Here is a 21,976-nt window from a genome sequence, read left to right as displayed (position 1 = left end):
ATTGACCGGCGAAAACCGGACGCCACATACGACCACGCCGCTCAGCACGTCAGCCTACACAGCCAGCCAAGGCTCGGAGTTTAGGCGAGCTGTTAAGAGCGGGGCAACGAAGTCACGATTCGGCTCGCAGGGAAGTTCCCATTTCGATACAGTTGTCATCGTTCTGTGATCAATCCCGTACGACTTCCCTACCGACTCCCAACGCTAGATTTGCCCGGCATCATCCTCAAGATCGATGAGAAACGAGGCACCGAAGGCGTCGGGCGGGGGGACCAGACCCAGGTGGGTCCAGGCCGCGGCGGTCGCGACCCGGCCGCGGGGGGTGCGGGCGAGGAGTCCCTGCCGCACCAGGAACGGCTCGGCGACCACCTCGACCGTCTCGGGCTCCTCCCCCACGGCCACCGCCAGCGTCGACAGCCCCACCGGCCCGCCGCCGAACTTGCGCAGCAGCGCTCCGAGCACCGCCCGGTCGAGCCGGTCGAGCCCTTCGGCGTCGACCTCGTAGAGGTTGAGCGCGGCGGAGGCGACATCCCGGGTGACCACCCCCTCGGCGCGCACCTCGGCGAAGTCGCGGACCCGGCGCAGCAGCCGGTTGGCGATGCGGGGGGTGCCCCGGGAACGGCCGGCGATCTCGCGGGCGGCGTCGCCGGGGAGCGCGACGCCCAGCAGACGCGAGGAGCGGTGCAGCACCTCCTCCAGCTCGGCGACCCCGTAGAAGTCCATGTGCGCGACGAAACCGAAGCGGTCGCGCAGCGGCGCGGGGAGCATCCCGGCCCGGGTGGTGGCCCCGACCAGGGTGAACGGGGCGATCTCCAGTGGGATCGCGGTCGCCCCCGGCCCCTTGCCCACCACGATGTCGACGCGGAAGTCCTCCATCGCGAGGTAGAGCATCTCCTCGGCGGGCCTCGCCATGCGATGGATCTCGTCGATGAACAGGACCTCGCCCTCCGAGAGCGTCGACAGGATCGCCGCGAGGTCACCGGCCCGCTCCAGCGCGGGCCCGGAGGTGATCCGGATGGGCACGGAGAGCTCGGTCGCGATGATCATGGAGAGGGTCGTCTTGCCCAGTCCGGGACCGCCGCTCATCAGCACGTGATCCGGCGGCCTGTTGCGTCGCAGCGCGCTCTGCAACACCAGTGACAGCTGCTCGCGCACCCGCGCCTGACCGATGAACTCCTCCAGCCGCTTGGGCCGCAGTGCCGCCTCGATATATCTCTCGTCGCCCTCGGCGTCCGGCGACACCAGATCACGGTCGGAACTCACGCCGCCCCTCCCTCGTCCCGCCCTACGGCGGACTCACCCGCACCCCTCATCGCACGCTCAGCGCGCGGAGGGCCGCCTTGAGCAGGGGCGCCACCTGGGGGGTGCGGCCCTCGGCCATCTCGGCGTCGGCCTGGGGCTCGACGGCGGCGACCGCCTCGTCGGCGTCTCGCACCGAGTAGCCAAGACCGACCAGCCCCGAGTGGACCTGACCCCGCCAGGCGGGCGCGACGGCTCTGCCGTCGAGCGCGGCGCTGACGGCCTCCTCGGGAGTGCCGAGCTTGTTCTTGAGGTCGACGATGATCCGCTGGGCACCCTTCGGCCCCACCCCGGGGACCCTGGTCAGCGCCTTGACGTCGGCGGAGGCCACGGCCACCCGGAGCGCGTTGGGAGTGTGCACGGCCAGCATCGCGAGGGCGACCTTGGGGCCGACCCCGCTCGCCGTCTGCAGCATCTCGAAGGTGCCGCGCTCGTCCTCGGTGGCGAAGCCGAACAGCGTGAGCGACTCCTCGCGGACCACCAGCGAGGTGGCCAGCCTGGCCTCCTCCCCCGTCCTGAGCGTCGCCAGGGTGCCCGGCGTGCAGTGCACGAGAACTCCCACCCCGCCGACCTCGACGACCGCACCGTCGGGCGCGATCGCGGTCACCTGTCCTCGCACCGAGGCGATCACTTCGCGGTTCCTCTCGGGTGTCCGGCCCTGCCACGACTCCGGAAGTAGGCGGCGGGGGTCGTGCCGGAGGCGCTCGCGGCCTTCGCGGCGGCCTCGGCCAGCCTGCTCTGTGCCCCGCCCCGCCACACGTGGCAGATCGCGAGGGCGAGCGCGTCGGCGGCGTCGGCGGGCTTGGGCATCGCGTCCAGCCTCAGCAGGCGGGTCACCATCGTGCCGACCTGCTGCTTGTCCGCCGTGCCGCTGCCGGTGATCGCGGCCTTGACCTCGGACGGCGTGTGCAGCGCGACCGGCAGGCCCCTGCGGGAGGCGCACAGGATCGCCACGGCGGAGGCCTGGGCGGTGCCCATCACGGTCCTGAGGTTGTGCTGGGCGAAGACCCGCTCCACGGCCACCGCGTCGGGCCGGACCTCGTCGAGCCACTGCTCGATGCCCGCCTCGATCGCCACCAACCGGGCGCCGATCTCGTCGTCGGCGGGGGTGCGGACGACCCCCGCTTTGATCAGGCTCAGCGGTGCGCCGGGCCGCCCCTCGACGGCGCCGAGCCCGCATCGGGTGAGCCCCGGATCAACCCCCATCACCCGCAACTCGGGCAATCGCACCGACACGCCTCCGCTCGCCGAACATCTGTTCGGTGGCAGACTCTACCGCGTGAGAGCATCCCGCGCACGGCTCTCCCCCGGCCCGTCGAGAGGCGGAGCGGCAGGCACCTGCTCACGCCTCGCCGCCTCCAGGGGATCCGTCTCACGGGTGCTGGGTGGCGGGTTCCGCGTCACGGTCGTTCCCTGCCCGGTCGCGCAGCAGGTCCAGGCGGTTCATCACCGGCGAGGCCGAGATTCCGTGGATCACCAGGGAGGCCGTCGCGGTGAAGGCGACCACGGCCCAGATCTCCTCGGCGGGTACGCCGAAGTCGGCCTGGCCGAGGGCGTAGGCGAGGTAGAACAACGAGCCGATGCCGCGGACGCCGAAGAACGCCGCCACGACGCGCTCGCGCGGCCCCGCCCCGCCTCTCAGCAGGGAGAGCCACCCGACCAGCGGCCGGATGACGAGCAGCAGCGACAGGCCGACCACGGCTCCCCGCCAGGTGAGCGCGGACAGTCCCCCCACCGCGACGAAGCCTCCGAGCAGCAGGAGCAGCCAGGCGGTGAACAGCCGCTCGATCTGCTCTATGAAGCCGTGCAGCACCCCGTTGTAGCCGTGGCTGCGCTCGGCCGCCCTGATGGTGCAGGCGGTCACGAACACCGCGATGAAGCCGTACCCGTGCACCAGCTCGGTGAGGCCGTAGGCCAGGAACGTCGCGGCCAGCGCCACGAAGCCGTCGCGGTGCTCGGCCAGCCGCAGGTCGGGCTTCTCGGCACGGAAGAACAGCCGCCCCAGCCCTTTGCCGATCAGCAGGCCGCACACCACGCCCGCGACGCACCGGTAGAGCAGGTCCACCAGCGCCCACTCGCCGATCCAGCCGGTCCCCCCGCTGACGGCCAGCGTGATGGCGGCGTACACCAGGGGGAAGGCCAGGCCGTCGTTGAGGCCCGCCTCGGAGGTGAGGGCGAAGCGGACCTCGTCGTCGGCCTTCTCCGAGTCGACGGGCTCGCCGACCTGAACGTCGGAGGCGAGCACCGGGTCGGTCGGCGCGAGGACCGCGCCCAGCAGCAACGCCGCCGCGAGGGGCCAGCCGAGCAGGCCGTACGCGGCGGCGGCCACGGCGAGGACGGTGAGCGGGAGCGTCCACCCGAGCAGGCGCCAGGTCGAGGACCAGCCGCGCCGCCCGAAGGGCCGGTTGATGGCCAGCCCCGCGCCCATGAGCGAGACCAGCACGCAGATCTCGGTGACGTGCTCGACCAGTGTCCGGTGAGCCACCGGATCGGGATCGGGCAGCTCCAGGGGCAGGGCGTAGAGGACCAGGCCGACCAGCAGGCAGGCGAGGGGCAGCGAGAAGGGGCGGCGGTTGAGAAGTCGCGGCAGTGTGGCCGCGAGCAGCGCGGCAACGCCCGCCACGGCGAAGATGAGGTCAGGATTGCCCATTGTCCGCGTGATCTGCCCTGGACCACGCGGACAAACCTCACGAGCAGCGCGAGGTCCGAAAAATCGGACTACGCGTCGAGCTTCTCCATGACCTCGTCGGAGACGTCGAAGTTTGCCCAGACGTTCTGCACGTCGTCGCTGTCCTCAAGGGCGTCGATCAGCCTGAAGACCTTGCGGGCGCCCTCCTCGTCCAGCGGGACGTTCAGCGTCGGCATGAAGCTGGACTCGGCCGAGTCGTAGTCGATCCCGGCCTCCTGCAGGGCCTTGCGGACCGGGACGAGGTCGGTGGCCTCCGAGACGACCTCGAACTGGTCGCCCAGGTCGTTGACCTCCTCGGCACCCGCGTCGAGGACCGCGACCAGCACGTCGTCCTCGCCCAGCTCGCCCTTGGGGACGAGCACGACACCCTTGCGGTTGAACATGTAGGACACCGAACCCGGGTCGGCCAGCGAGCCGCCGTTGCGGGTCAGCGCGACGCGGACCTCGGAGGCCGCGCGGTTGCGGTTGTCGGTGAGGCACTCGATCAGCACCGCGACGCCGCCGGGGGCGTAACCCTCGTACATGATGGTCTGCCAGTCGGCGCCGCCGGCCTCGAGACCGCCCCCGCGCTTACGGGCACGCTCGATGTTGTCGATCGGGACCGAACTCTTGCGCGCCTTGGTGATGGCGTCGTACAGCGTCGGGTTGCCGTCCGGATCGGGTCCGCCCGTCCGGGCCGCGACCTCGATGTTCTTGATGAGCTTGGCGAACAGCTTGCCGCGCTTGGAATCGAGCGCGGCCTTCTTGTGCTTCGTCGTCGCCCATTTGGAGTGGCCGGACATCGCCTAGAGCTCCCTCACCATCTCAGCGAAATATGAATGCACACCGACATCCCCGGTAAGTTCCGGGTGGAAGGACGTGGCGAGCAACGGTCCTTGACGGACCGCGACGATCCTATCCCCAGGTTCGGCCAGTGCCAGCACTTCGACCTCCGAACCCACCGATTCCACCCAGGGTGCGCGGATGAAGACGGCCCGCGTGGTGCCGCGACCGGCGAAGTCGATGTCGGCCTCGAAGGAGTCGACCTGGCGTCCGAAGGCGTTGCGGCGGACGACCATGTCGATGCCTCCGATCGTCTGCTGGCCTTCGATCCCGCCCTCGATCCGGTCGGCCAGCATGATCATCCCGGCGCAGGAGCCGTAGGCGGGCATTCCCGCCTTGATCCGCATCCGGAGTGGTTCGAGCAGCTCGAAGGTCTCGGCGAGTTTCCACATCGTGGTGGACTCACCGCCGGGGATGACGAGGCCGTCGACCGCCTCCAGCTCGCGGGGGCGCCGTACGGCGACCGCTCTCGCGCCCACCGCCTCCAGGGAGCGAGTGTGCTCGCGCACGTCTCCTTGCAGCGCGAACACGCCGATCGTGGGGACGATGGTCACCGATGGTCCTTCCGGTACGGGTGGGGTGTGCCCTACCAGCCGCGCTCGGCCAGCCGGTGCGGGGCCGGGATGTCGTCGACGTTGATGCCGACCATCGCCTCACCCAGCCCCCGGGAGACCTTCGCGATGACGTCGGGGTCGTCGTGGAAGGTGGTGGCCTTGACGATCGCGGAGGCACGCTCGGCGGGATTGCCGGACTTGAAGATGCCCGAGCCGACGAACACGCCCTCGGCGCCGAGCTGCATCATCATCGCCGCGTCGGCCGGGGTGGCGATGCCGCCGGCGGTGAACAGCACGACCGGCAGCTTGCCGGTCCTGGCGACCTCGGCGACCAGCTCGTACGGCGCCTGGAGCTCCTTGGCCGCGACATAGAGCTCGTCCTCGGGCAGCGAGCCCAGACGCTTGATCTCACCCCTGATCTTGCGCATGTGGGTGGTGGCGTTGGAGACGTCGCCGGTGCCGGCCTCTCCCTTGGAGCGGATCATCGCCGCACCCTCGGTGAGGCGGCGCAGCGCCTCACCCAGGTTGGTCGCGCCGCAGACGAAGGGCACGGTGAACTGCCACTTGTCGATGTGGTTGGTGTAGTCGGCGGGGGTGAGCACCTCGGACTCGTCGATGTAGTCGACGCCGAGCGACTGGAGCACCTGCGCCTCGACGAAGTGGCCGATGCGGGCCTTGGCCATGACCGGGATCGAGACGGCGGAGATGATGCCGTCGATCATGTCGGGGTCGCTCATCCGGGAGACGCCGCCCTGGGCGCGGATGTCGGCGGGCACCCGCTCAAGGGCCATGACGGCGACGGCACCGGCGTCTTCGGCGATCTTGGCCTGCTCGGCGTTGACGACGTCCATGATGACGCCGCCTTTGAGCATCTCTGCCATGCCGCGCTTGACCCGGGCGGTTCCGGTGACGGTCGTCTCGCTGACTTCGGGCGTGCTGCTGGACACGGTCTTCTACCTCACGACGGCTGGCTGCGGACACGGGCCGTCCGAGGACGGCCAGTACGCCTTCCATCGTAGGCGCTGGCGGCCTGCCCCCTTACCCGACGCCTTGTCGTCCTTGGATGATCTTCTTGGACAGTATGTACAGGACGTGCGCGTCAGGGGATGACGGGTTTGGCGGAGGCGAGCACGACCCAGACCTGCCCCGGGGCGAAGTTCATCGGCTCGCCCGTCTCGGTGGTGAAGACGGTGCCGTCCTTCTCGTCCGGCCGCGACCAGCGGGCCTTGAACGCCTGCCCGTCACGGAGCACGATCGCCCTGCCCTTGCCCGTGCTGTGCACCAGCGGGGTGTAGCTCTGGTTCTTGTCGTGGAACTGCGAACGCTCCGTCTTGGTGTACTGCACGACGATCGTGGGCGCGCCGAGCTGGCCGCCCTCGGCCGCCATGTCCTTCTTGCCGTCCTGCCAGACCAGCCACTTGCCCGCCGTCTCCGACCAGCCGAAGGTGAAGCGCGCCGCCGGGTACTTCACGCTGTACGTCTTGCGCGACACGCCGCCCTCGGGGGCCTCGCCGAAGGTGAACCCGATGTCCTTGGCCTTGCTCGCCTTGGGCGCCCCGGCCAGCAGGTCCTTGGTGTTGGCGAACAGGTTGTAGGGGGCGTAGCGTCCCGGCTGGCGGAAGTACGCGCCCGGCTCCCTGCTGTCGGAGACGTCGAAGAGCGGGGCCTCGGCGATGAAGGGGAGCATCTTGGTCTGCGCGCCCGAGTAGGCGAAGGCCGGTCTGCCGAACTGCGGGACGATGTGCAGGTCGGAGATGCGGGCGCTGCGGACCGGGCCGACCTTGGCCGGGATCTTCGAGGAGAAGATCGCCATCAGGCGGGTGAGGCCCGCCTCGACCTGCTCGACGTAGACGATGTCGGCGCTTTTCAGGCCGAGCTGCGGCTTGCCCGCCGAGGTGTTCTCGATCTTCACCGCGAGCACCGCCCGGCGCGCCGCGCCGGGCAGGCCGGTGAAGGGGTGTGTCGGCTCGGGCGTGGGGGTCGGGTCCGCGCTCGGCTCGCCCGCCGCGCCCGCCGGGCTCCCCGGCGAGGCCGGCCCGTCGGAGGAACAGGCCGCGACCGGTGCAAGGACCGCGACTCCCGCCAGCGTGACGGCGATCATCCGGGACACCCGCACGGCTCATCTCCTCAAGTCGGCCACTCGATCACTCAGTCAAGAATCGCCAAGAGCTTACCGGTGTCCGACTTGTCAGATACTCCAGTTTATGTGCGTCTTATTTATCCCTATTCAGCGGCCAGGGCCTTCGGGGGCACGTCGTCGATCTCGAAGAAGGCCGGATACTCGGTGTGCCCCGCCAGCCGCAGCGTGCGGGCCAGCCAGCGGCGCTGCGCCGTCCGGGTGACGCCCACCGCGTTGTTGTAGAACCGGCGGGAGTACAGGACCTTCGCCACCGCGGCGTCCAGCTCCTCGATCAGCTCCGATCCGGCCGGGGTGTCGGCCAGCCGGTCACGGAAGCGCTCCTGGTCGACGACGGCGCGCAGCGCGCGCGACAGGTCGCTCTCGGCGTGCTCGCGCTCCTCGGGACCCGCCGTACGGGCCTCGTGGGCGGCCGCGGCCAGCACCAGGCTCGTCGCCGGGTCCAGCAGCCGGGAGGCCGCCAGCTCCAGGCTGACGGCGGTCCGCCGCACCAGGGCGGCGTCCAGGGACTCGCGGGCCAGCTCCAGCCGGATGTGCAACCGGTCGAGCCGCCCCGCCCGCCAGGAGACGTAGACGGCGAGAAGCACCACGATCGCGCCCGCCACCAGGATCAGCGTGGTCGTCGTCACAGCGCGTCATTCCTCTCGGCCGGCGTACCCGCCGGCTCTCCCCCGGTTCCGACCCCGGCCGGCCCGGCGCCCGCCACCGGGCCTTCCACCGCGCCTTCCACCGGGCCTTCCGCAGGTCCGGTCACAGTGCCCGTCACGGGGTCCTCCGCAGCGTCTTCCACCGGGCCTGCCACCGCGTCCTCCTCGACCCCGGCCGTGCTCGCCACGGTCTCGTAGACCCGCAGGACGTCGCGGGCGACCGTCGACCAGTCGTACTTGCGCACGGCCTGCCGGGCGGCCTGCGACAGCCTGGCCCGGCGTTCGGGATCGTCGAGCAGCGCGGCGGCCTCGCGGGCGAGCGACGCGGCGTCGCCCGTCTCGAACAACGCCCCCGCCCCGCCGTCGTCGAGCACCTTGCGGAAGGCGGGGATGTCACTCGCCAGGATCGCCGCGCCCGCCGACATCGCCTCGGTCAGCACGATGCCGAAGCTCTCACCACCCAGGTTGGGCGCGCAGAAGACGTCGACGGTGTGGTAGGCGCGCACCTTGTCCTCCTCGCTCACCATGCCGAGCAGGCCGATCCGGTCGTGGAAGGCGGCCGGAACCCGCTCCAGCACCTCGTCCGCGTCACCGGGCCCCGCCAGCAGCAGGCGCAGCGACGGCCGCTCGGCGGCGAGCAGGGCGAACGCCTCCAGCAGCACCGGCAGGCCCTTGCGCGGCTCGTCCATCCGGCCCAGGAAGCCGATCACCTCGCCCTCGTCCCAGCCGGGGAGCCGCTCACCCTCGGTGTAGCGGCTCACCGTCACCCCGTTGGGGATGAGCACGGCGTCGCCGCCCATGAACTCGACCAGGGTCTTCCTCGCGGCGTCGGAGACGGCGATCCTGCCGCCGATCTTCTCCAGCGCGCTCATGATGACCGGCACCCCCACCGAGAAGGAACGGGAGTTGCCGTACGAGGCGTGGAAGGTGGCCACGATCGGCCCCCTCGCCACCCAGCAGGCGAGCAGGCCCAGCGAGGGGATCGCCGGTTCGTGCACGTGCAGCACGTCGAAGCGGCCCTCGCGCACCCAGCGGCGCACCCGGTTCGCCGACAGGAATCCGAACGACATCCTGGCCACCGACCCGTTGAAGGGCACCGGGACGGCGCGGCCCGCCGAGATCACGTACGGGGGCAACTCCGCGTTCTCCGCGGCCGGGGAGATCACCGAGACGTGGTGGCCGTCGGCCATGAGCGCCTCCGCCAGGTCGCGGATGTGCACCTGGACGCCGCCCGGCACGTCCCACGTGTAGGGGCAGACGATGCCGATCCTCATGCCTGGGCCTTCCTGGGCTCCAGGTCCTCGAGCCAGAGGCGCTGGAGCATGTGCCAGTCCTCGGGGTGCTCGGCGATGCCCTTCTCGAAGACGGTGGCGAGGCTCTGCGCCACGACGGCCACCTTCTCCTGCCTGCTGCCCTCGGCCGGGATCGCGATCTCCTCGTGGAACTGCAGCCCCCAGCCGTTCTTCTCGAAGTAGGGAATCGCCGGGATGAGGGCGGCCCCGGTGTGCACGGCCAGCAGGGCGGGACCGGCGGGCATCCGCGTGGCCGCGCCGAAGAACTGCACCTCGACCCCCTTCGCGGTCAGGTCGCGCTCAGCGGGAAGGGCGACCGGCAGGCCGGCGCGCAGGCGCTGCGCCAGGGTGCCGAAGGTGTGGCCGTCACCGCCGGTGAGCGGCAGCACCTCCATGCCGAGCCCTTCGCGGAAGGCCGTGTACCGGTGGAACAGCGACTCGGGCTTGAGCCGCTCGGCGACCGTGGTGAACGGATGACCCGTACCGGCGAACCAGGCGCCCGCCTGGTCCCAGTTGCCCATGTGCGGCAGAGCCAGGACCACGCCACGCCCCCTGGCGAGGTTGTCGTAGACGGGCTCGGCCCCGGCCACCCGCATGCGGGAGACGAGCTCGTCGACGGGGATCGAGGGCAGCCGGAACACCTCGTGGAAGTAGCGGAAGTAGGAGCGCATGCCGTCACGGCTGAGTGCCCGGATCGCCGGGTCACCCGGCGAGGTGCCCTTGACCCTGGCGAGGTTGGCCTCAAGTCTGAGCACCGACTTGCCGCGACGCTTCCACAGCCGGTCGGCGGCGACGCGGAAGGCCCAGGCGGTGAGCCTCTCCGGCAGGCGGGGCACGATCGTCCAGCCGGCGCCGAACGCCGCCGCGACGAGACGATCCTGGGGGGAGGGCTTGTCGGTCATCGCTCTTTCCGATCGGCGGAGGGTCAGCGGAGGGTCCGCGGCGGGGTGGAGACGGCCTGCCGGCGCACGTGCAGCAGGCGTTGGCCGACCGTCACCGCGCTGGCGACGGCGAGCAGCCAGAGCCCCGCGGCGAGGATGTAGGGCACGCCCAGACCGCCCAGACCGGCGGAGACCAGGCCCACGACCAGGCGCTCGGGCCGCTCGGCGAGGCCGACGTCACACGTCATGCCCAATGCCTCTGCCCTGGCCTTGACGTACGAGACCACCGCCCCCGCGACGAGGCAGAAGAGCGCGACCCCCGCCAGCACCCGCTGCTCGCTCACGACGAACCAGAACACCAGCCCGGAGAAGATGCCGGCGTCGCCGACCCGGTCCAGGGTGGAGTCGAGGAAGGCGCCCCAGGTGCTTCCTGAGCCCGTCATTCTGGCCATCACCCCGTCGAGGAGGTCGGCCAGCACGAAAAAGGTGATCACCATCGTACCGGCGAACAGCTCGCCCCTCGGGTAGAAGAACAGGGCCGCGGCGACGGTGCCGAGCGTGCCGACGGCGGTGACGGCGTTGGGGCTGATCCCGTGGCGGGTGAGTGCCCTGCCCAGCGGGGTCAAGAGCCTGGTGACGGCGGGGCGCAGAAGTTTCAACATCGCGCTCCGATCGTAGGCCACCCGGCCCCCGCGCGTGCGTCGGCGGTGGGGGCGGCGCGCCCCGGGGAAACGGCGTTCACCGGGGCGGCCGGGACGACCCCGACACTTAGCGATCCGGTCTCACTCTGGCAAGAGGATCCCCTCACCCCTCTTGTGATATTCGCCACATGGGTATTTGGTGAACAGACCGAGTCCACGCGATTTACCTGACTTACCCGACTTACCCGACGCGAGAACCGTGAGCACTCGGTAGCGGACCCCGGGGGTGTGGCCCCACCAGGCCGCGGCCCCTTCGGCAACGACGCGGGAGGCGATGTGGCGGAAAGAGCGACCGGCGGAACAGCGGGAGCCGCGGGGAGAGCACCCACGGCCGACCGGCCGGACATGATACGAAACGTCGTGCTGGTCGGCCATTCCGGCTCCGGGAAGACAACGCTCGTGGAGGCGCTGCTGGCCGCGACCCGGACCGTCCAGCGGCCCGGCAGGGTCGAGGACGGCACGACCGTGAGCGACTTCGACGAGGTCGAGGTGCGCCAGCAACGCTCGGTGAACCTGACCGTGGCCCCCGTGGTCCACAACGACATCAAGATCAACCTGTTGGACACGCCCGGCTACGCCGACTTCGTCGGCGACCTGCGCGCCGGACTGCGCGCGGCCGACGCGGCGCTGTTCGTCGTCTCGGCCGTCGACGGCGTGGACGGCCTGACCAGGATGATCTGGGACGAGTGCGCGGCGGTCGGGATGCCCCGCGCGGTCGTGATCACCAAGATCGACCACCAGCGGGCGAACTTCGAGGACACCCTCGGCGCCTGCCAGGACGCCTTCGGCGACGGTGTGTCCCCGCTTTACCTGCCGGTGGTGACCAACGGCAGGGTGAACGGCCTGATCGGCCTGCTGAGCCAGCGGTTCTACAACTACGCGACCGGCACCCGGACGGAGAACTCCCCCGGCCCCGCCTACGCCGACCAGATCGAGCTCTACCGGGGCGCCCTGATCGAGGGCGTCATCCAGGAGAGCGAGGACGAGTCCCTGATGGACCGCTACCTCTCCGGCGAGGAGATCGACACCAAGGCCCTCATCGAGGACCTGGAGAAGGCCGTCGCGCGCGGCGGCTTCTACCCCGTGCTGGCCGCGGGGGCGGGCGTGGGCGCCCTGGAGATCCTGGAGCTCGTCACCCAGGGGTTCCCCTCGCCGCCCGAGCACCCCATGCCCGAGATCATGTCGATCGGCGGCGAGCCCGTCTCCGGTATCACCTGCGACCCCGAAGGCCCCCTCGTCGCCGAGATCGTCAAGACCACCAGCGACCCGTACGTGGGCAGGATCAGCCTGGTGCGGGTCTTCTCCGGCACGCTGCGCCCGGACATGACGGTGCACGTCTCGGGGCACGGCCTGTCCGACCGCGGACACGAGGACCACGACGTGGACGAGCGCATCGGCACGCTCTCCTCGCCGCTGGGCAAGCACCAGCGGACGGTTCCCAAGTGCGTGGCCGGGGACATCGCGGCGGTGGCCAAGCTGTCGCGCGCCGAGACCGGCGACACCCTGTCCGACCGGGACAACCCGCTGCTGATGACGGCCTGGTCCATGCCGGAGCCACTGCTGCCGGTGGCGATCCAGCCCAGGTCCAAGGCCGACGACGACAAGCTGAGCCAGGCCCTGCAGCGGCTGGTCGCCGAGGACCCCACCCTCAGGCTGGAGAACAACCCCGAGACCCGCCAGCTCGTGCTGTGGTGCATGGGCGAGGCCCACACCGACGTGCTCCTCGACCGGCTGAGCCGGCGGCACGGCGTGGAGGTGGAGAAGACCGAACTGCGGGTGCCGCTCAGGGAGACCTTCGGCGGCAGCTGCCAGGCCCTGGGCCGCAACGTCAAGCAGACCGGTGGCCACGGCCAGTTCGCCGTCTGCCACCTGGAGGTCGAGCCCCTGCCGTCCGGCGGCGGCTTCGAGTTCGTGGACAAGGTCGTCGGCGGTGTGGTGCCGCGCCAGTTCATCCCCTCGGTGGAGAAGGGGGTCCGCACCCAGATGCAGCGCGGCGTGCTCGCCGGCTATCCCATGGTGGACGTGCGGGTCACGTTGTACGACGGCAAGGCCCACTCGGTCGACTCCTCCGACATGGCGTTCCAGATCGCCGGGGCGCTCGCGCTGAAGGAGGCCGCGGCCAAGGTGCCCATGCTGCTGCTCGAACCGGTGGACGAGGTGTCCGTCCTGATCGCCGACGACCACGTCGGCGCGGTGATGTCCGACCTGTCCTCGCGCAGGGGCCGCGTGCTCGGCACGGAGCCGGTGGGCGTCGGGCGCACCCTGGTCAGGGCCGAGGTGCCCGAGCTGGAGATCACGCGATACTCGATCGACCTGAGATCCATGTCGCACGGGACGGGGACGTTCCAGCGGGTCTTCCTGCGCTACGAGCCGCTTCCGCCGCATCTGATGGACAAAATCACCGGCTGACAGAGCGGTGACGGGTGTGCCGGACGGTGCCCCACCTCACAGGAAGGGCGCATCGTCCGGCACACGCCTCACATCATGCACTCGTATAACGGAGTCATCACGAAAGGATTTCGTTTTTCCGGTCAGAGCACACCGGTGCTGGTGCCACACTGGGGAACCATGCGAAACGGACGCCCTCTTCTGGCCGCTGCCGCCCTCGCCGTCCTGACCACGGGGGCCGCCTACACCTTCGGTCCCGAGGCCGCACCCGCCCGGCCGAAGGGCGACAAGAGCTCGGCGGCCTCGTCCGAGACGGCCGGCGCGACGACCGCCGCCTCGGCGCGCTGCGACGTCGACGCGAAGTACCCCAAGCGGCAGCTGCGCGGAGTGTGGATCGCCACGGTCAAGAACATCGACTGGCCCTCGCGCACCGGCCTGTCCCCGGCCCGCCAGCAGGCCGAGTACGTCAAGATCCTCGACGACGCGGTCAAGCGGCGGTTCAACGCGGTGTTCGTCCAGATCCGCCCCGCCTCCGACGCGCTGTACAAGTCGGATCTGGAGCCGTGGTCGCAGTATCTGACCGGCACGGTGGGCAAGGACCCCGGCTGGGACCCGCTGCCCTTCCTCGTCGCCGAGGCCCATCGGCGCGGCCTGGAGTTCCACGCGTGGTTCAACCCCTACCGCGCGTCCGCCGACGGCGACCTGTCCAAGCTGCCCGCGAGGCACCCCGCCCGGCTCCACCCCGAGTGGATCGTGAAATACGGGGGTCTGGCCTACTACAACCCCGGCCTGCCCGCGGTCCGCGACTATGTCACCAAGGTCGTCAAGGACGTGGTGACCCGCTACGACGTCGACGGGGTCCACTTCGACGACTACTTCTACCCCTATCCCGTGGCGGGCGCGAAGTTCGCCGACGACGCCGCCTTCGCCAAGTACGGCAAGGGCGCCACGCTCGCCGACTGGCGCCGCGCGAACGTCAACAAGCTGATCGCGCAGGTCGACAAGACCGTGCACGAGGTCAGGAACAGCGTGAAGTTCGGTGTCAGCCCGTTCGGGATCTGGCGCAACAAGGCCGAAGACCCCAGCGGCTCGGCCACCGGCGGCATGTCCGCGTACGACGCCATCTACGCCGACGCCCGTCACTGGATCAAGAAGGGCACGGTCGACTACGTCATCCCGCAGCTGTACTGGCCGCGCGGGCTCAAGATCGCCGACTACGACGTCCTGATGCCGTGGTGGGCCAACGAGGTCAAGGGCACCGGCGTGCACCTCTACATCGGCCAGGGCCTGTACCGTGTCGGCGCCACCGACACGGCCGCCTGGACCAAGCCCGGCGAGATGTCCTCCCACCTCACGCGCAACCGCAAGTACGAGCAGGTCACCGGTGACGTCTACTTCAGCGCCAAGCAGCTCGCCACCAACCCGCTGGGAGCGATCGACCGCGTCGCCAAGGACCACTACAGCCGCCCCGCGCTGCTGCCGCTGATGAAGGACCGCGGCGGCCAGGCTCCGGCCAAGCCCGCCGACGTGCGGCTCCAGGGCACCTCCCTCGGCTGGAAGAGCTCTCCTGACGCCCGGTCGTACGCGGTCTACCGGATCGCCTCGGGCAAGCCCGGAGACTGCGCCATCGCCGACGCCCGCAACCTGGTCGCGGTCGTGCCCGCGGCGGCCGGCGACCGCCAGACCTTCACCGCGACGGGTGGCGGCACCTACCTGGTCACCGCCCTGGACCGCCTGCAGAACGAGAGCGATCCCACCACGGCCAAGAACGGGACCTGAGAACCCGATCCCCGCCGGTCTCCTGACACGCTGGACCGGTGACACGATCTTGCCCTACGGTTCCAGCACCTGGCAGGAGCCTGAAGGGGAGGTCGTTCGTGAAGCGGACGCTTGTCGCGCTCGCGGTGGTGCTGGGCCTGCTGTGGCCGGGGGCCGCGCAGTCCGCCACTCGAGTGGACGGACGGGTGGTGCTGATCGGCATTCCCGGCCTGCGGTGGAGTGACCTCAGCCCCACCGGCACCCCGAACCTGTGGCAGCTCGCCGGGCGGAGCGCGGTCGGCTCCCTCTCGGTCCGCACGGTCGGCAGGGTCACCTGCCCCTACGACGGGTGGCTGACGGTGTCGGCGGGGGTGAGGTCCGCGGTCGGCCACGGCTGCGGACTCCCCCCGCTGCCCGAGCCCGACGCGGCGGGCGCGGTCATCCCCGGCTACGAGTACCTGCACCGGGTCGCCGGCCAGCGCAACGCGGGCGCCCTCGGCGAGGCCGTTCACGCCGCCGGTGAGTGCACGCTGGCGATCGGCCCCGGGGCCGCGCTCGCGCTCGCCGACCGCTCGGGCAGGGTCGACGTGTACGCCCCCTCCCCCGCCCAGATCCGCGCCGACGCGCTCACCGGGTGCCGGGTGATCGCCGTCGACGTCGACGACCTCATCAGGCCGTACCTGACCGGCGACCGGCTGCCCCGGGAGGAGGACGGGCTCACCGCGCGGGAGCGGGCCGCGGCGCTGCGCCTCGCCGACGCCAAGACGGGGGCGGTGCTGAGCATGCTGCCCGAGGACACCCGCGTGCTGCTGGCGGGCCTGTCCGACCACGGCGGCAACCCGCACCTGCGGGTGGCGATGATGCGTGACGCAGACGTCTCCGGCCGCTTCCTGGGCGCGGCCTCCACGCACCGCGACGACACCACGATCCTGCCGGACATCACCGCGACGATGCTCTCCCTGACGGGCGTCGCGGCGCCGCCGGGCGTGATCGGGGTTCCCTGGCAGGCCGCCGAGAGGCGCACCGGCGGCACCGAGACGGCGCGGGTCGCGCTGGATCGGGCCGACGTGGCCGGGGAGACGATCAGAAACGTGGGCGGGATCTTCTTCACCACCGTCGCGGTGCTGCAGGTCGCGTTCTACCTGGTCGCCTTCCTGCTGATGCGCCGCAGGCGAGGGTTGAGCGGCGTCCGCGTCGCCGCGGTCGCGCTGGCCTCGGTGCCCGTGTCGACGTACCTGGTGAACCTCACCCCCTGGCATCACGCGGGCTCGCCGGTGCTCGCGCTGGTCGGCGGAATCACCGGATGCGCGTTGCTGCTGGCCGCGACCGCGCTGGCGGGGCCCTGGCGCCGGGCGCCGCTCGGGCCGCTGGCGGTGGTGGCGGGGGTGACCGCGGCGGTGCTGGCGGGCGACCTGCTGACCGGGACGACCCTGCAGCTCAACAGCGTGATGGGCTACAGCGCCGTGGTCGGAGCCCGCTACTACGGGCTGGGCAACATCCCGTTCGCGCTCTTCGCCACCTCGGTGCTGCTGTTCGCCGCCACGATCGCGCACCGGCTGACGCGCGCCGACCGCGCCGACCGCGCGGACGCGCCGGTGGACCGGCCGGCTCTCGGCGATCACGCCGATGCCCCCGTGGTGGATCGACCCGCGCACGAGGGCGCCACGGTCGCCGTCGTGTCGGCTCACCCGATGGGCGGGAGCCGCGCGAGCGTGGTCGCGGCCGCCGTCGTGGCGGCGCTGGGCGGTTTCGCGATGATCCTGGGCGGCTGGCCGGGCGTGGGCAGCGACTTCGGCGGGGTGATCGCGTTCGTGCCGGGCATCGCGGTGACCGCGCTGCTGATCGCGGGCAGGCGGGTCTCGATCGTCAAGCTGGGCGCGTTCTGCGTGGCGGGCGGCGTCATCGTGATGTCCATCGCCTACCTCGACTATCTGCGTCCCGCGGGCTCGCAGACGCATCTGGGCCGCTTCGTCGGCCAGGTGTTCACCGGGGAGGCCCTGGAGGTGATCGGCCGCAAGTTCGGCGCGATGCTGGGCACACTGCTCAACCCCAACCTGATGCCCGTCGTGATCGCCGCGGTGGCCTTCCTCGTCTACGCGCTGCTCCGCCCGGAGCAGGCGAGCGCGGGGGTGCTGCCCGCCGCGTTCGCGCACTCCCCCGCGCTGCGGGCAGGGCTGATCGGCACCCTGGTCAGCGGGGTGGTCGGCATGCTGGTCAACGACTCGGGGGCCGCGGTGCTGTCCATGGCGCTGGCGCTCGCCGTGCCGCTGACGCTGTCGGCGGGCATCAAGGCGCTGGACGAGGACGTGCCGCGCTACGAGGAGCCGGGCCAGCAGCCGGCGAGCAACTCCCTGGTGTCGCGCAGCAGCTGAGGAAGCACCCTGGTCTGGCCGACGACGGGCATGAAGTTGGTGTCGCCGCCCCACCGGGGCACCACGTGCTGGTGCAGGTGGGCGGCGATCCCGGCGCCCGCCACGCCTCCCAGGTTCATGCCCACGTTGAAGCCCTGCGCGCCGCTCGCCTTACGCAGGGCCACCAGCGCCCGCCGGGTGAAGTCGGCGAGTTCGAAGGTCTCGGCCTCGTCCAGGTCGGTGTAGTCGGGCACGTGCCGGTAGGGGCAGACCATCAGGTGGCCGGAGTTGTAGGGGTAGAGGTTGAGCAGTGCGAAGACCTTCTCTCCCCGCGCGACGACCAAACCGTCCTCGTCACTCATACGGGGGATCTCACAGAACGGGCAGCCGTCCTCGGGGCCGGAACCCGCCGGTTTACCCTCCCCCTTGATGTACGCCATCCGGTGGGGGGTCCAGAGTCTCTGGAACGCGTCCGGTGTCCCCGCTCCGTGCTGCGCCTCCGGCTCGTTGCTCATGGCCGCCAGCATATTGCCACGCCGATTACCGTCGTCTCGCGCCTCCCCCCGGCCTTCCCGAGCCTCCGAGAAGGCCCGCCGGGCTAAAGGCCCGTGGGCGCCTCAGGCCCCCGTGGAAAGTTTCCGAGCCCTCCACGGGAGACCTTCCGCCGCCCAGGGGGCTCAGACCTGGACGCGGCGCTCGATCGCGTCGACGATCTCGGCGATCGCCTCGTCGACCGGCACCCCGTTCTTCTGCTCGCCGTTGCGGAAGCGGAAGGAGACCGCGCCGTTGGCGATGTCGTCGTCGCCCGCCAGGAGCATGAAGGGCACCTTGGACTTCTGGGCGTTGCGGATCTTCTTCTGCATGCGGTCGTCGGAGGCGTCGACCTCGATCCTGATGCCCCGCTCGCGGGCCTTCTTGGCCAGGTCCTGGAGGTAGGGCGCGTGGGCCTCGGCGATCGGGATGCCGACCACCTGGACCGGCGCGAGCCAGGGGGGGAACGCGCCGGCGTAGTGCTCGACCAGGACGCCGAAGAAGCGTTCGATCGAGCCGAACAGCGCCCGGTGGATCATGACGGGCTGCTGCCGGGAACCGTCGGTCGACTGGTACTCCAGCTCGAAGCGCTGAGGCAGGTTGAAGTCGAGCTGGATCGTCGACATCTGCCAGGAGCGGCCGATCGCGTCACGGGCCTGCACGGAGATCTTCGGCCCGTAGAACGCCGCGCCGCCCGGGTCGAGCACCAGCTCCAGCTTCTCGGACTCGGCGACCTCGCGCAGGGTCTCGGTCGCCTCCTCCCAGTCCTCGTCGTTGCCGACGAACTTGACCGGGTCCTTGGTCGACAGCTCCAGGTAGAAGTCGTCGAGGCCGTAGTCGCGCAGCAGGTCGAGCACGAAGCGCAGCAGCGACTTCAGCTCGTCGCGCATCTGCTCGCGGGTGCAGTAGATGTGCGCGTCGTCCTGGGTGAGACCCCGCACGCGGGTGAGGCCGTGCACCACGCCGGACTTCTCGTAGCGGTAGACCGTCCCGAATTCGAACAACCGCAGCGGCAGCTCCCGGTAGGAGCGTCCGCGCGCCCGGAAGATCAGGTTGTGCATCGGGCAGTTCATCGGCTTGAGGTAGTACCTCGCGCCTTCCAGCTCCATGGGGGGGAACATGCCGTCGGCGTACCAGTCGAGGTGACCGGAGATCTTGTAGAGGTTCTCCTTGGTGATGTGCGGGGTGTTGACGAAGGAGTATCCCGCCTCCTCGTGCCGCCTGCGCGAGTAATCCTCCATCACGCGGCGGATCACGCCGCCCTTGGGATGGAAGACCGGCAGGCCCGAGCCCAGCTCGTCGGGGAAGGAGAACAGGTCGAGCTCGGCGCCCAGCTTGCGGTGGTCGCGCTTCTCGGCCTCCTCCAGCAGGTGGAGGTATTCGTCCTGCTTCTCGCGCGACTCCCACGCGGTGCCGTAGATCCGCTGGAGCTGCGGGTTCTTCTCGCTGCCCCGCCAGTAGGCGCCGCCGGAGCGCATCAGCTTGAACGCCGGGATGGACCGGGTGGTCGGCACGTGGGGGCCGCGGCACAGGTCCTTCCAGCGCAGCTCACCGGTCTTGGCGTCGAGGTTGTCGTAGATGGTGAGCTCGGCGCCGCCCACCTCGACGCTCTCCTCCTCGGCCGCGCCGCCCTTGAGGCCGATCAGCTCCAGCTTGTACGGCTCCGAGGCGAGCTCCTCGGCGGCCTGCTCGTCGGAGACGGGCCTGCGGGAGAAGAGCTGCCCCTGCTTGACGATCTCGCGCATGCGCTTCTCGACGCGCTTGAGATCCTCGGGGGTGAACGGGTCCTTGACGTCGAAGTCGTAGTAGAAGCCGTTCTCGACCGGCGGGCCGATGCCCAGCCTGGCCTCGGGGAAGATCTCCTGGACGGCCTGGGCCATGACGTGCGCGGTGGAGTGGCGGACGATGGCGCGCCCGTCGGGGCTGCCCGCGGGAACCGGCTCGATCACGTCGCCCTCGGCCACCGGGGCCGCGAGGTCCTTCAGCTCGCCGTTGGCGCGGGCGGCGACCACCGAGCGGCCGTCCGCCTCCAGCGCCTCTCCGTACGTCGTGCCTCCCGCCACCACACGCGCTGCTCCGGCGATGGTGACACGAAGTTCTGGCACGGCGGACACTGTTGCTCCCTGGGAGAGGTCGACGAATGGTCTGGGAATCGATGCTACCGGTGTCGGCAACGCGATTTCTCAGGCGTCGCGGCTCCGGCGGTAGCCCAGGGAGGTCAGCTCGGCCCGGGTGCCGCGGAAGACGTTGCGGTCGAGGGGCCTGTTCGAGTGCTGGTGGATCGTCCACCTGTCCCACGGCCTCGGCACCTCCGGCCTGCCCCGGGGGTGGTCGGGCGCGGCGATCCACAGCGGATAGGGCTCCAGCCCGGCGCAGTTGCCGCTCCGCGCGAACGACAGGAACGTGTAGATCACCGGCTTGACCCCGGCGAGCGCGACGACCGCCTGGCACCAGACGCGGGCGAACCGCGCCACCCGGTGCGCCGGTAGGTGATCGTTGGTCTCCAGGTCGAGGGCGAGCAGGTCCCCCCTGCGCAGCCCCGCCCGCCGCACGATCCGCAGGAAGTGCACCGCCTGCGCCTCCGGGTCTCCCGCGGGACGGGCGAAGTGGTAGGCGCCGCAGACGATCCAGCTCTCGCGCATGCCGTTCCAGTTGGTGGCGAACCACTTGTCGGTGAAGGTGCTCCCCTCGCTGGCCTTGGCGAACGCGAAGGAGACCCCGCCCCTCGCGTGCGCGCCCCAGTTGACGGCGCCCTGCCAGTTCGACACGTCGATCCCCTGCAACATGGCCGCCAGGCTAACCGCCGGACGGCACGGGGCACACGCCCGACGCTCCCTCGGCGTACTGCCATTGCGGCTGCTTTGGCTAGGCTTGGTCGGCGTGAACGCAGCAGCCCAGACCTCCGGCGCCTACGCGGCCGGCATCGCGACCATCACCTCCGGCGGAACCGTGCTCGACACGTGGTTCCCGTCCCCTCGGCTGGGCGAGCCCCCCTCGCCGGGCACCACGCGGCTGACCGAGCGGGAGGCGGCCGAGGAACTCGGTTCCGAGGTCGCCGCACTCCTCGGCCCCGACGAGGACCGCGGCGTGGAGGTGGTCGCGGTGCGCACCGGCATCGCGAAGCTGTCGGAGGCCCCCGCCGACGCCCACGACGCCTACCTGCGCCTGCACCTGCTGTCGTCGCGCCTCGTCCAGCCGCACGGCCAGAACCTGGACGGGCTGTTCGGCCTGCTCAGCAACGTGGTGTGGACCAACCACGGGCCGTGCGCCGTCGAGGGCTTCGAGCAGGTGCGGCTCCGCCTGCGCGCCCGGGGTCAGGTGACCGTCTACGGGGTGGACAAGTTTCCCCGGATGGTCGACTACGTGCTGCCCACCGGCGTCCGGATCGCCGAGGCCGACCGGGTCCGTCTCGGCGCGTACCTGGCGAGCGGCACGACCGTGATGCACGAGGGCTTCGTCAACTTCAACGCCGGCACGCTCGGCACCTCCATGGTCGAGGGCCGCATCTCGGCGGGTGTCGTCGTGGGCGACGGGTCGGACGTCGGCGGCGGTGCCTCGATCATGGGCACCCTGTCCGGCGGCGGCAAGCAGGTCATCTCCATCGGGAGGCGCTGCCTGCTGGGCGCCAACAGCGGCGTCGGCATCTCCCTGGGCGACGACTGCGTCGTGGAGGCGGGGCTCTACGTCACCGCCGGGACCAAGGTGGCCCTGCCGGCGGAAGGGCCCGAGGGACGGGTGGTCAAGGCGTCCGAGCTCTCCGGCGCCTCCGGTGTGCTGTTCCGCCGCAACTCCACCTCGGGCGCGGTCGAGGCCGTGCCCCGTACGGGGACGAGCGTGGAGCTCAACAGCGTCCTGCACGCCAACGACTGACCGCCTGGTCGTCGGCTCTCGTCCGGGAGCGGCTCCGGGAGCCGCTCCGGGAGCAC

General features: G+C 70.8%; 19 protein-coding genes. 4 read left to right on the top strand and 15 right to left on the bottom strand.

The window, feature by feature from the left end; all coding sequences use genetic code 11:
• Positions 1 to 204: 204 nt before the first annotated feature.
• The 12 genes from ruvB to pgsA all read right to left on the bottom strand — a co-directional run bounded on the left by ruvB (position 205) and on the right by pgsA (position 10,983).
• A complete protein-coding gene (gene ruvB / locus ABT352_RS34220; RefSeq protein ID WP_350949154.1) occupies positions 205 to 1,263 on the bottom strand; it encodes a Holliday junction branch migration DNA helicase RuvB in 1,059 nt (352 codons plus the stop codon).
• 46 nt (positions 1,264 to 1,309) lie between these two features.
• Positions 1,310 to 1,930, bottom strand: a complete 621-nt coding sequence (ruvA, locus tag ABT352_RS34215) for a Holliday junction branch migration protein RuvA (RefSeq protein WP_350949153.1) — start codon at positions 1,928 to 1,930, stop codon at positions 1,310 to 1,312.
• Entirely contained in the window at positions 1,927 to 2,514 is a 588-nt protein-coding gene (gene ruvC / locus ABT352_RS34210) for a crossover junction endodeoxyribonuclease RuvC (RefSeq protein ID WP_350949191.1), read from the bottom strand. Before ruvC ends, ruvA begins: the two co-directional genes overlap by 4 nt.
• A 157-nt stretch (positions 2,515 to 2,671) precedes the next feature.
• Positions 2,672 to 3,949, bottom strand: coding sequence for a cation:proton antiporter (locus ABT352_RS34205; RefSeq protein ID WP_350949152.1), 1,278 nt, complete (start codon positions 3,947 to 3,949; stop codon positions 2,672 to 2,674).
• 68 nt (positions 3,950 to 4,017) lie between these two features.
• Positions 4,018 to 4,770 carry a YebC/PmpR family DNA-binding transcriptional regulator gene (locus tag ABT352_RS34200; protein ID WP_350949151.1) on the bottom strand — a complete coding sequence of 251 codons (753 nt, stop codon included), beginning with the start codon at positions 4,768 to 4,770 and terminating at the stop codon, positions 4,018 to 4,020.
• Positions 4,771 to 4,773: 3 nt separating this feature from the next.
• The gene (pdxT, locus tag ABT352_RS34195) at positions 4,774 to 5,364 is read right to left on the bottom strand and encodes a pyridoxal 5'-phosphate synthase glutaminase subunit PdxT (RefSeq protein ID WP_350949150.1); all 591 of its coding nucleotides are present in this window, start codon (positions 5,362 to 5,364) and stop codon (positions 4,774 to 4,776) included.
• Between the two features lie 32 nt (positions 5,365 to 5,396).
• Complete coding sequence (pdxS, locus tag ABT352_RS34190) at positions 5,397 to 6,311, bottom strand: pyridoxal 5'-phosphate synthase lyase subunit PdxS (RefSeq protein WP_350949149.1); 915 nt, start codon at positions 6,309 to 6,311, stop codon at positions 5,397 to 5,399.
• Between the two features lie 152 nt (positions 6,312 to 6,463).
• The gene (locus tag ABT352_RS34185; RefSeq protein ID WP_350949148.1) at positions 6,464 to 7,480 is read right to left on the bottom strand and encodes a DUF3048 domain-containing protein; all 1,017 of its coding nucleotides are present in this window, start codon (positions 7,478 to 7,480) and stop codon (positions 6,464 to 6,466) included.
• Between the two features lie 107 nt (positions 7,481 to 7,587).
• Positions 7,588 to 8,130, bottom strand: coding sequence for a LemA family protein (locus tag ABT352_RS34180; protein ID WP_350949147.1), 543 nt, complete (start codon positions 8,128 to 8,130; stop codon positions 7,588 to 7,590).
• On the bottom strand, positions 8,127 to 9,422 hold the full coding sequence (locus ABT352_RS34175) for a glycosyltransferase family 4 protein (RefSeq protein ID WP_350949146.1): 1,296 nt from the start codon (positions 9,420 to 9,422) through the stop codon (positions 8,127 to 8,129). Before ABT352_RS34175 ends, ABT352_RS34180 begins: the two co-directional genes overlap by 4 nt.
• Complete coding sequence (locus tag ABT352_RS34170) at positions 9,419 to 10,342, bottom strand: phosphatidylinositol mannoside acyltransferase (RefSeq protein ID WP_350949145.1); 924 nt, start codon at positions 10,340 to 10,342, stop codon at positions 9,419 to 9,421. The genes ABT352_RS34175 and ABT352_RS34170 overlap by 4 nt, the downstream gene beginning before the upstream one ends.
• A gap of 23 nt (positions 10,343 to 10,365) precedes the next feature.
• Complete coding sequence (gene pgsA, locus ABT352_RS34165; RefSeq protein WP_350949144.1) at positions 10,366 to 10,983, bottom strand: phosphatidylinositol phosphate synthase; 618 nt, start codon at positions 10,981 to 10,983, stop codon at positions 10,366 to 10,368.
• Positions 10,984 to 11,298: 315 nt separating this feature from the next.
• On the opposite strand from pgsA, the gene ABT352_RS34160 reads away from it, so the two are divergent.
• The 3 genes from ABT352_RS34160 to ABT352_RS34150 all read left to right on the top strand — a co-directional run bounded on the left by ABT352_RS34160 (position 11,299) and on the right by ABT352_RS34150 (position 17,540).
• Positions 11,299 to 13,431 carry an elongation factor G-like protein EF-G2 gene (locus tag ABT352_RS34160; protein WP_350949143.1) on the top strand — a complete coding sequence of 711 codons (2,133 nt, stop codon included), beginning with the start codon at positions 11,299 to 11,301 and terminating at the stop codon, positions 13,429 to 13,431.
• Between the two features lie 159 nt (positions 13,432 to 13,590).
• Positions 13,591 to 15,189, top strand: coding sequence for a glycoside hydrolase family 10-like protein (locus tag ABT352_RS34155; protein ID WP_350949142.1), 1,599 nt, complete (start codon positions 13,591 to 13,593; stop codon positions 15,187 to 15,189).
• A gap of 98 nt (positions 15,190 to 15,287) precedes the next feature.
• Positions 15,288 to 17,540, top strand: coding sequence for a hypothetical protein (locus ABT352_RS34150; protein ID WP_350949141.1), 2,253 nt, complete (start codon positions 15,288 to 15,290; stop codon positions 17,538 to 17,540).
• Here ABT352_RS34150 and ABT352_RS34145 read toward each other — a convergent pair.
• The 3 genes from ABT352_RS34145 to ABT352_RS34135 all read right to left on the bottom strand — a co-directional run bounded on the left by ABT352_RS34145 (position 17,483) and on the right by ABT352_RS34135 (position 20,836).
• On the bottom strand, positions 17,483 to 18,034 hold the full coding sequence (locus ABT352_RS34145) for an HIT family protein (RefSeq protein WP_350949140.1): 552 nt from the start codon (positions 18,032 to 18,034) through the stop codon (positions 17,483 to 17,485). The two genes, ABT352_RS34150 and ABT352_RS34145, sit on opposite strands and share 58 nt — an antisense overlap.
• A gap of 162 nt (positions 18,035 to 18,196) precedes the next feature.
• Positions 18,197 to 20,164, bottom strand: a complete 1,968-nt coding sequence (gene thrS / locus ABT352_RS34140; protein WP_350949139.1) for a threonine--tRNA ligase — start codon at positions 20,162 to 20,164, stop codon at positions 18,197 to 18,199.
• Positions 20,165 to 20,233: 69 nt separating this feature from the next.
• Positions 20,234 to 20,836, bottom strand: coding sequence for a glycoside hydrolase family 25 protein (locus ABT352_RS34135; protein WP_350949138.1), 603 nt, complete (start codon positions 20,834 to 20,836; stop codon positions 20,234 to 20,236).
• A 94-nt stretch (positions 20,837 to 20,930) separates the two neighbouring features.
• Here ABT352_RS34135 and dapD point away from each other — a divergent pair, with 94 nt between their 5' ends.
• Positions 20,931 to 21,920 (top strand): 2,3,4,5-tetrahydropyridine-2,6-dicarboxylate N-succinyltransferase, encoded by a 990-nt coding sequence (gene dapD / locus ABT352_RS34130; protein WP_350949137.1) that lies wholly within the window; start codon positions 20,931 to 20,933, stop codon positions 21,918 to 21,920.
• Positions 21,921 to 21,976 lie beyond the last annotated feature (56 nt).

The sequence above is a fragment of the Streptosporangium sp. NPDC000563 genome, from assembly GCF_040299985.1.
GTDB lineage: Bacteria > Actinomycetota > Actinomycetes > Streptosporangiales > Streptosporangiaceae > Streptosporangium.
The sequence above is the reverse complement of the archived record's forward strand: the minus strand, read 5'-3'. Positions and strand labels throughout refer to the sequence as shown.

Excerpts from the sequence above, each read along its gene's own strand:
- ABT352_RS34205 (WP_350949152.1), bottom strand. The coding sequence starts at position 3,949 with ATGGGCAATCCTGACCTCATCTTCGCCGTGGCGGGCGTTGCCGCGCTG.
- ABT352_RS34170 (WP_350949145.1), bottom strand. The coding sequence starts at position 10,342 with ATGACCGACAAGCCCTCCCCCCAGGATCGTCTCGTCGCGGCGGCGTTC.
- ABT352_RS34135 (WP_350949138.1), bottom strand. The coding sequence starts at position 20,836 with ATGTTGCAGGGGATCGACGTGTCGAACTGGCAGGGCGCCGTCAACTGG.
- pgsA (WP_350949144.1), bottom strand. The coding sequence starts at position 10,983 with ATGTTGAAACTTCTGCGCCCCGCCGTCACCAGGCTCTTGACCCCGCTG.
- ABT352_RS34155 (WP_350949142.1), top strand. The coding sequence starts at position 13,591 with ATGCGAAACGGACGCCCTCTTCTGGCCGCTGCCGCCCTCGCCGTCCTG.
- ABT352_RS34175 (WP_350949146.1), bottom strand. The coding sequence starts at position 9,422 with ATGAGGATCGGCATCGTCTGCCCCTACACGTGGGACGTGCCGGGCGGC.
- ABT352_RS34200 (WP_350949151.1), bottom strand. The coding sequence starts at position 4,770 with ATGTCCGGCCACTCCAAATGGGCGACGACGAAGCACAAGAAGGCCGCG.
- ABT352_RS34145 (WP_350949140.1), bottom strand. The coding sequence starts at position 18,034 with ATGAGCAACGAGCCGGAGGCGCAGCACGGAGCGGGGACACCGGACGCG.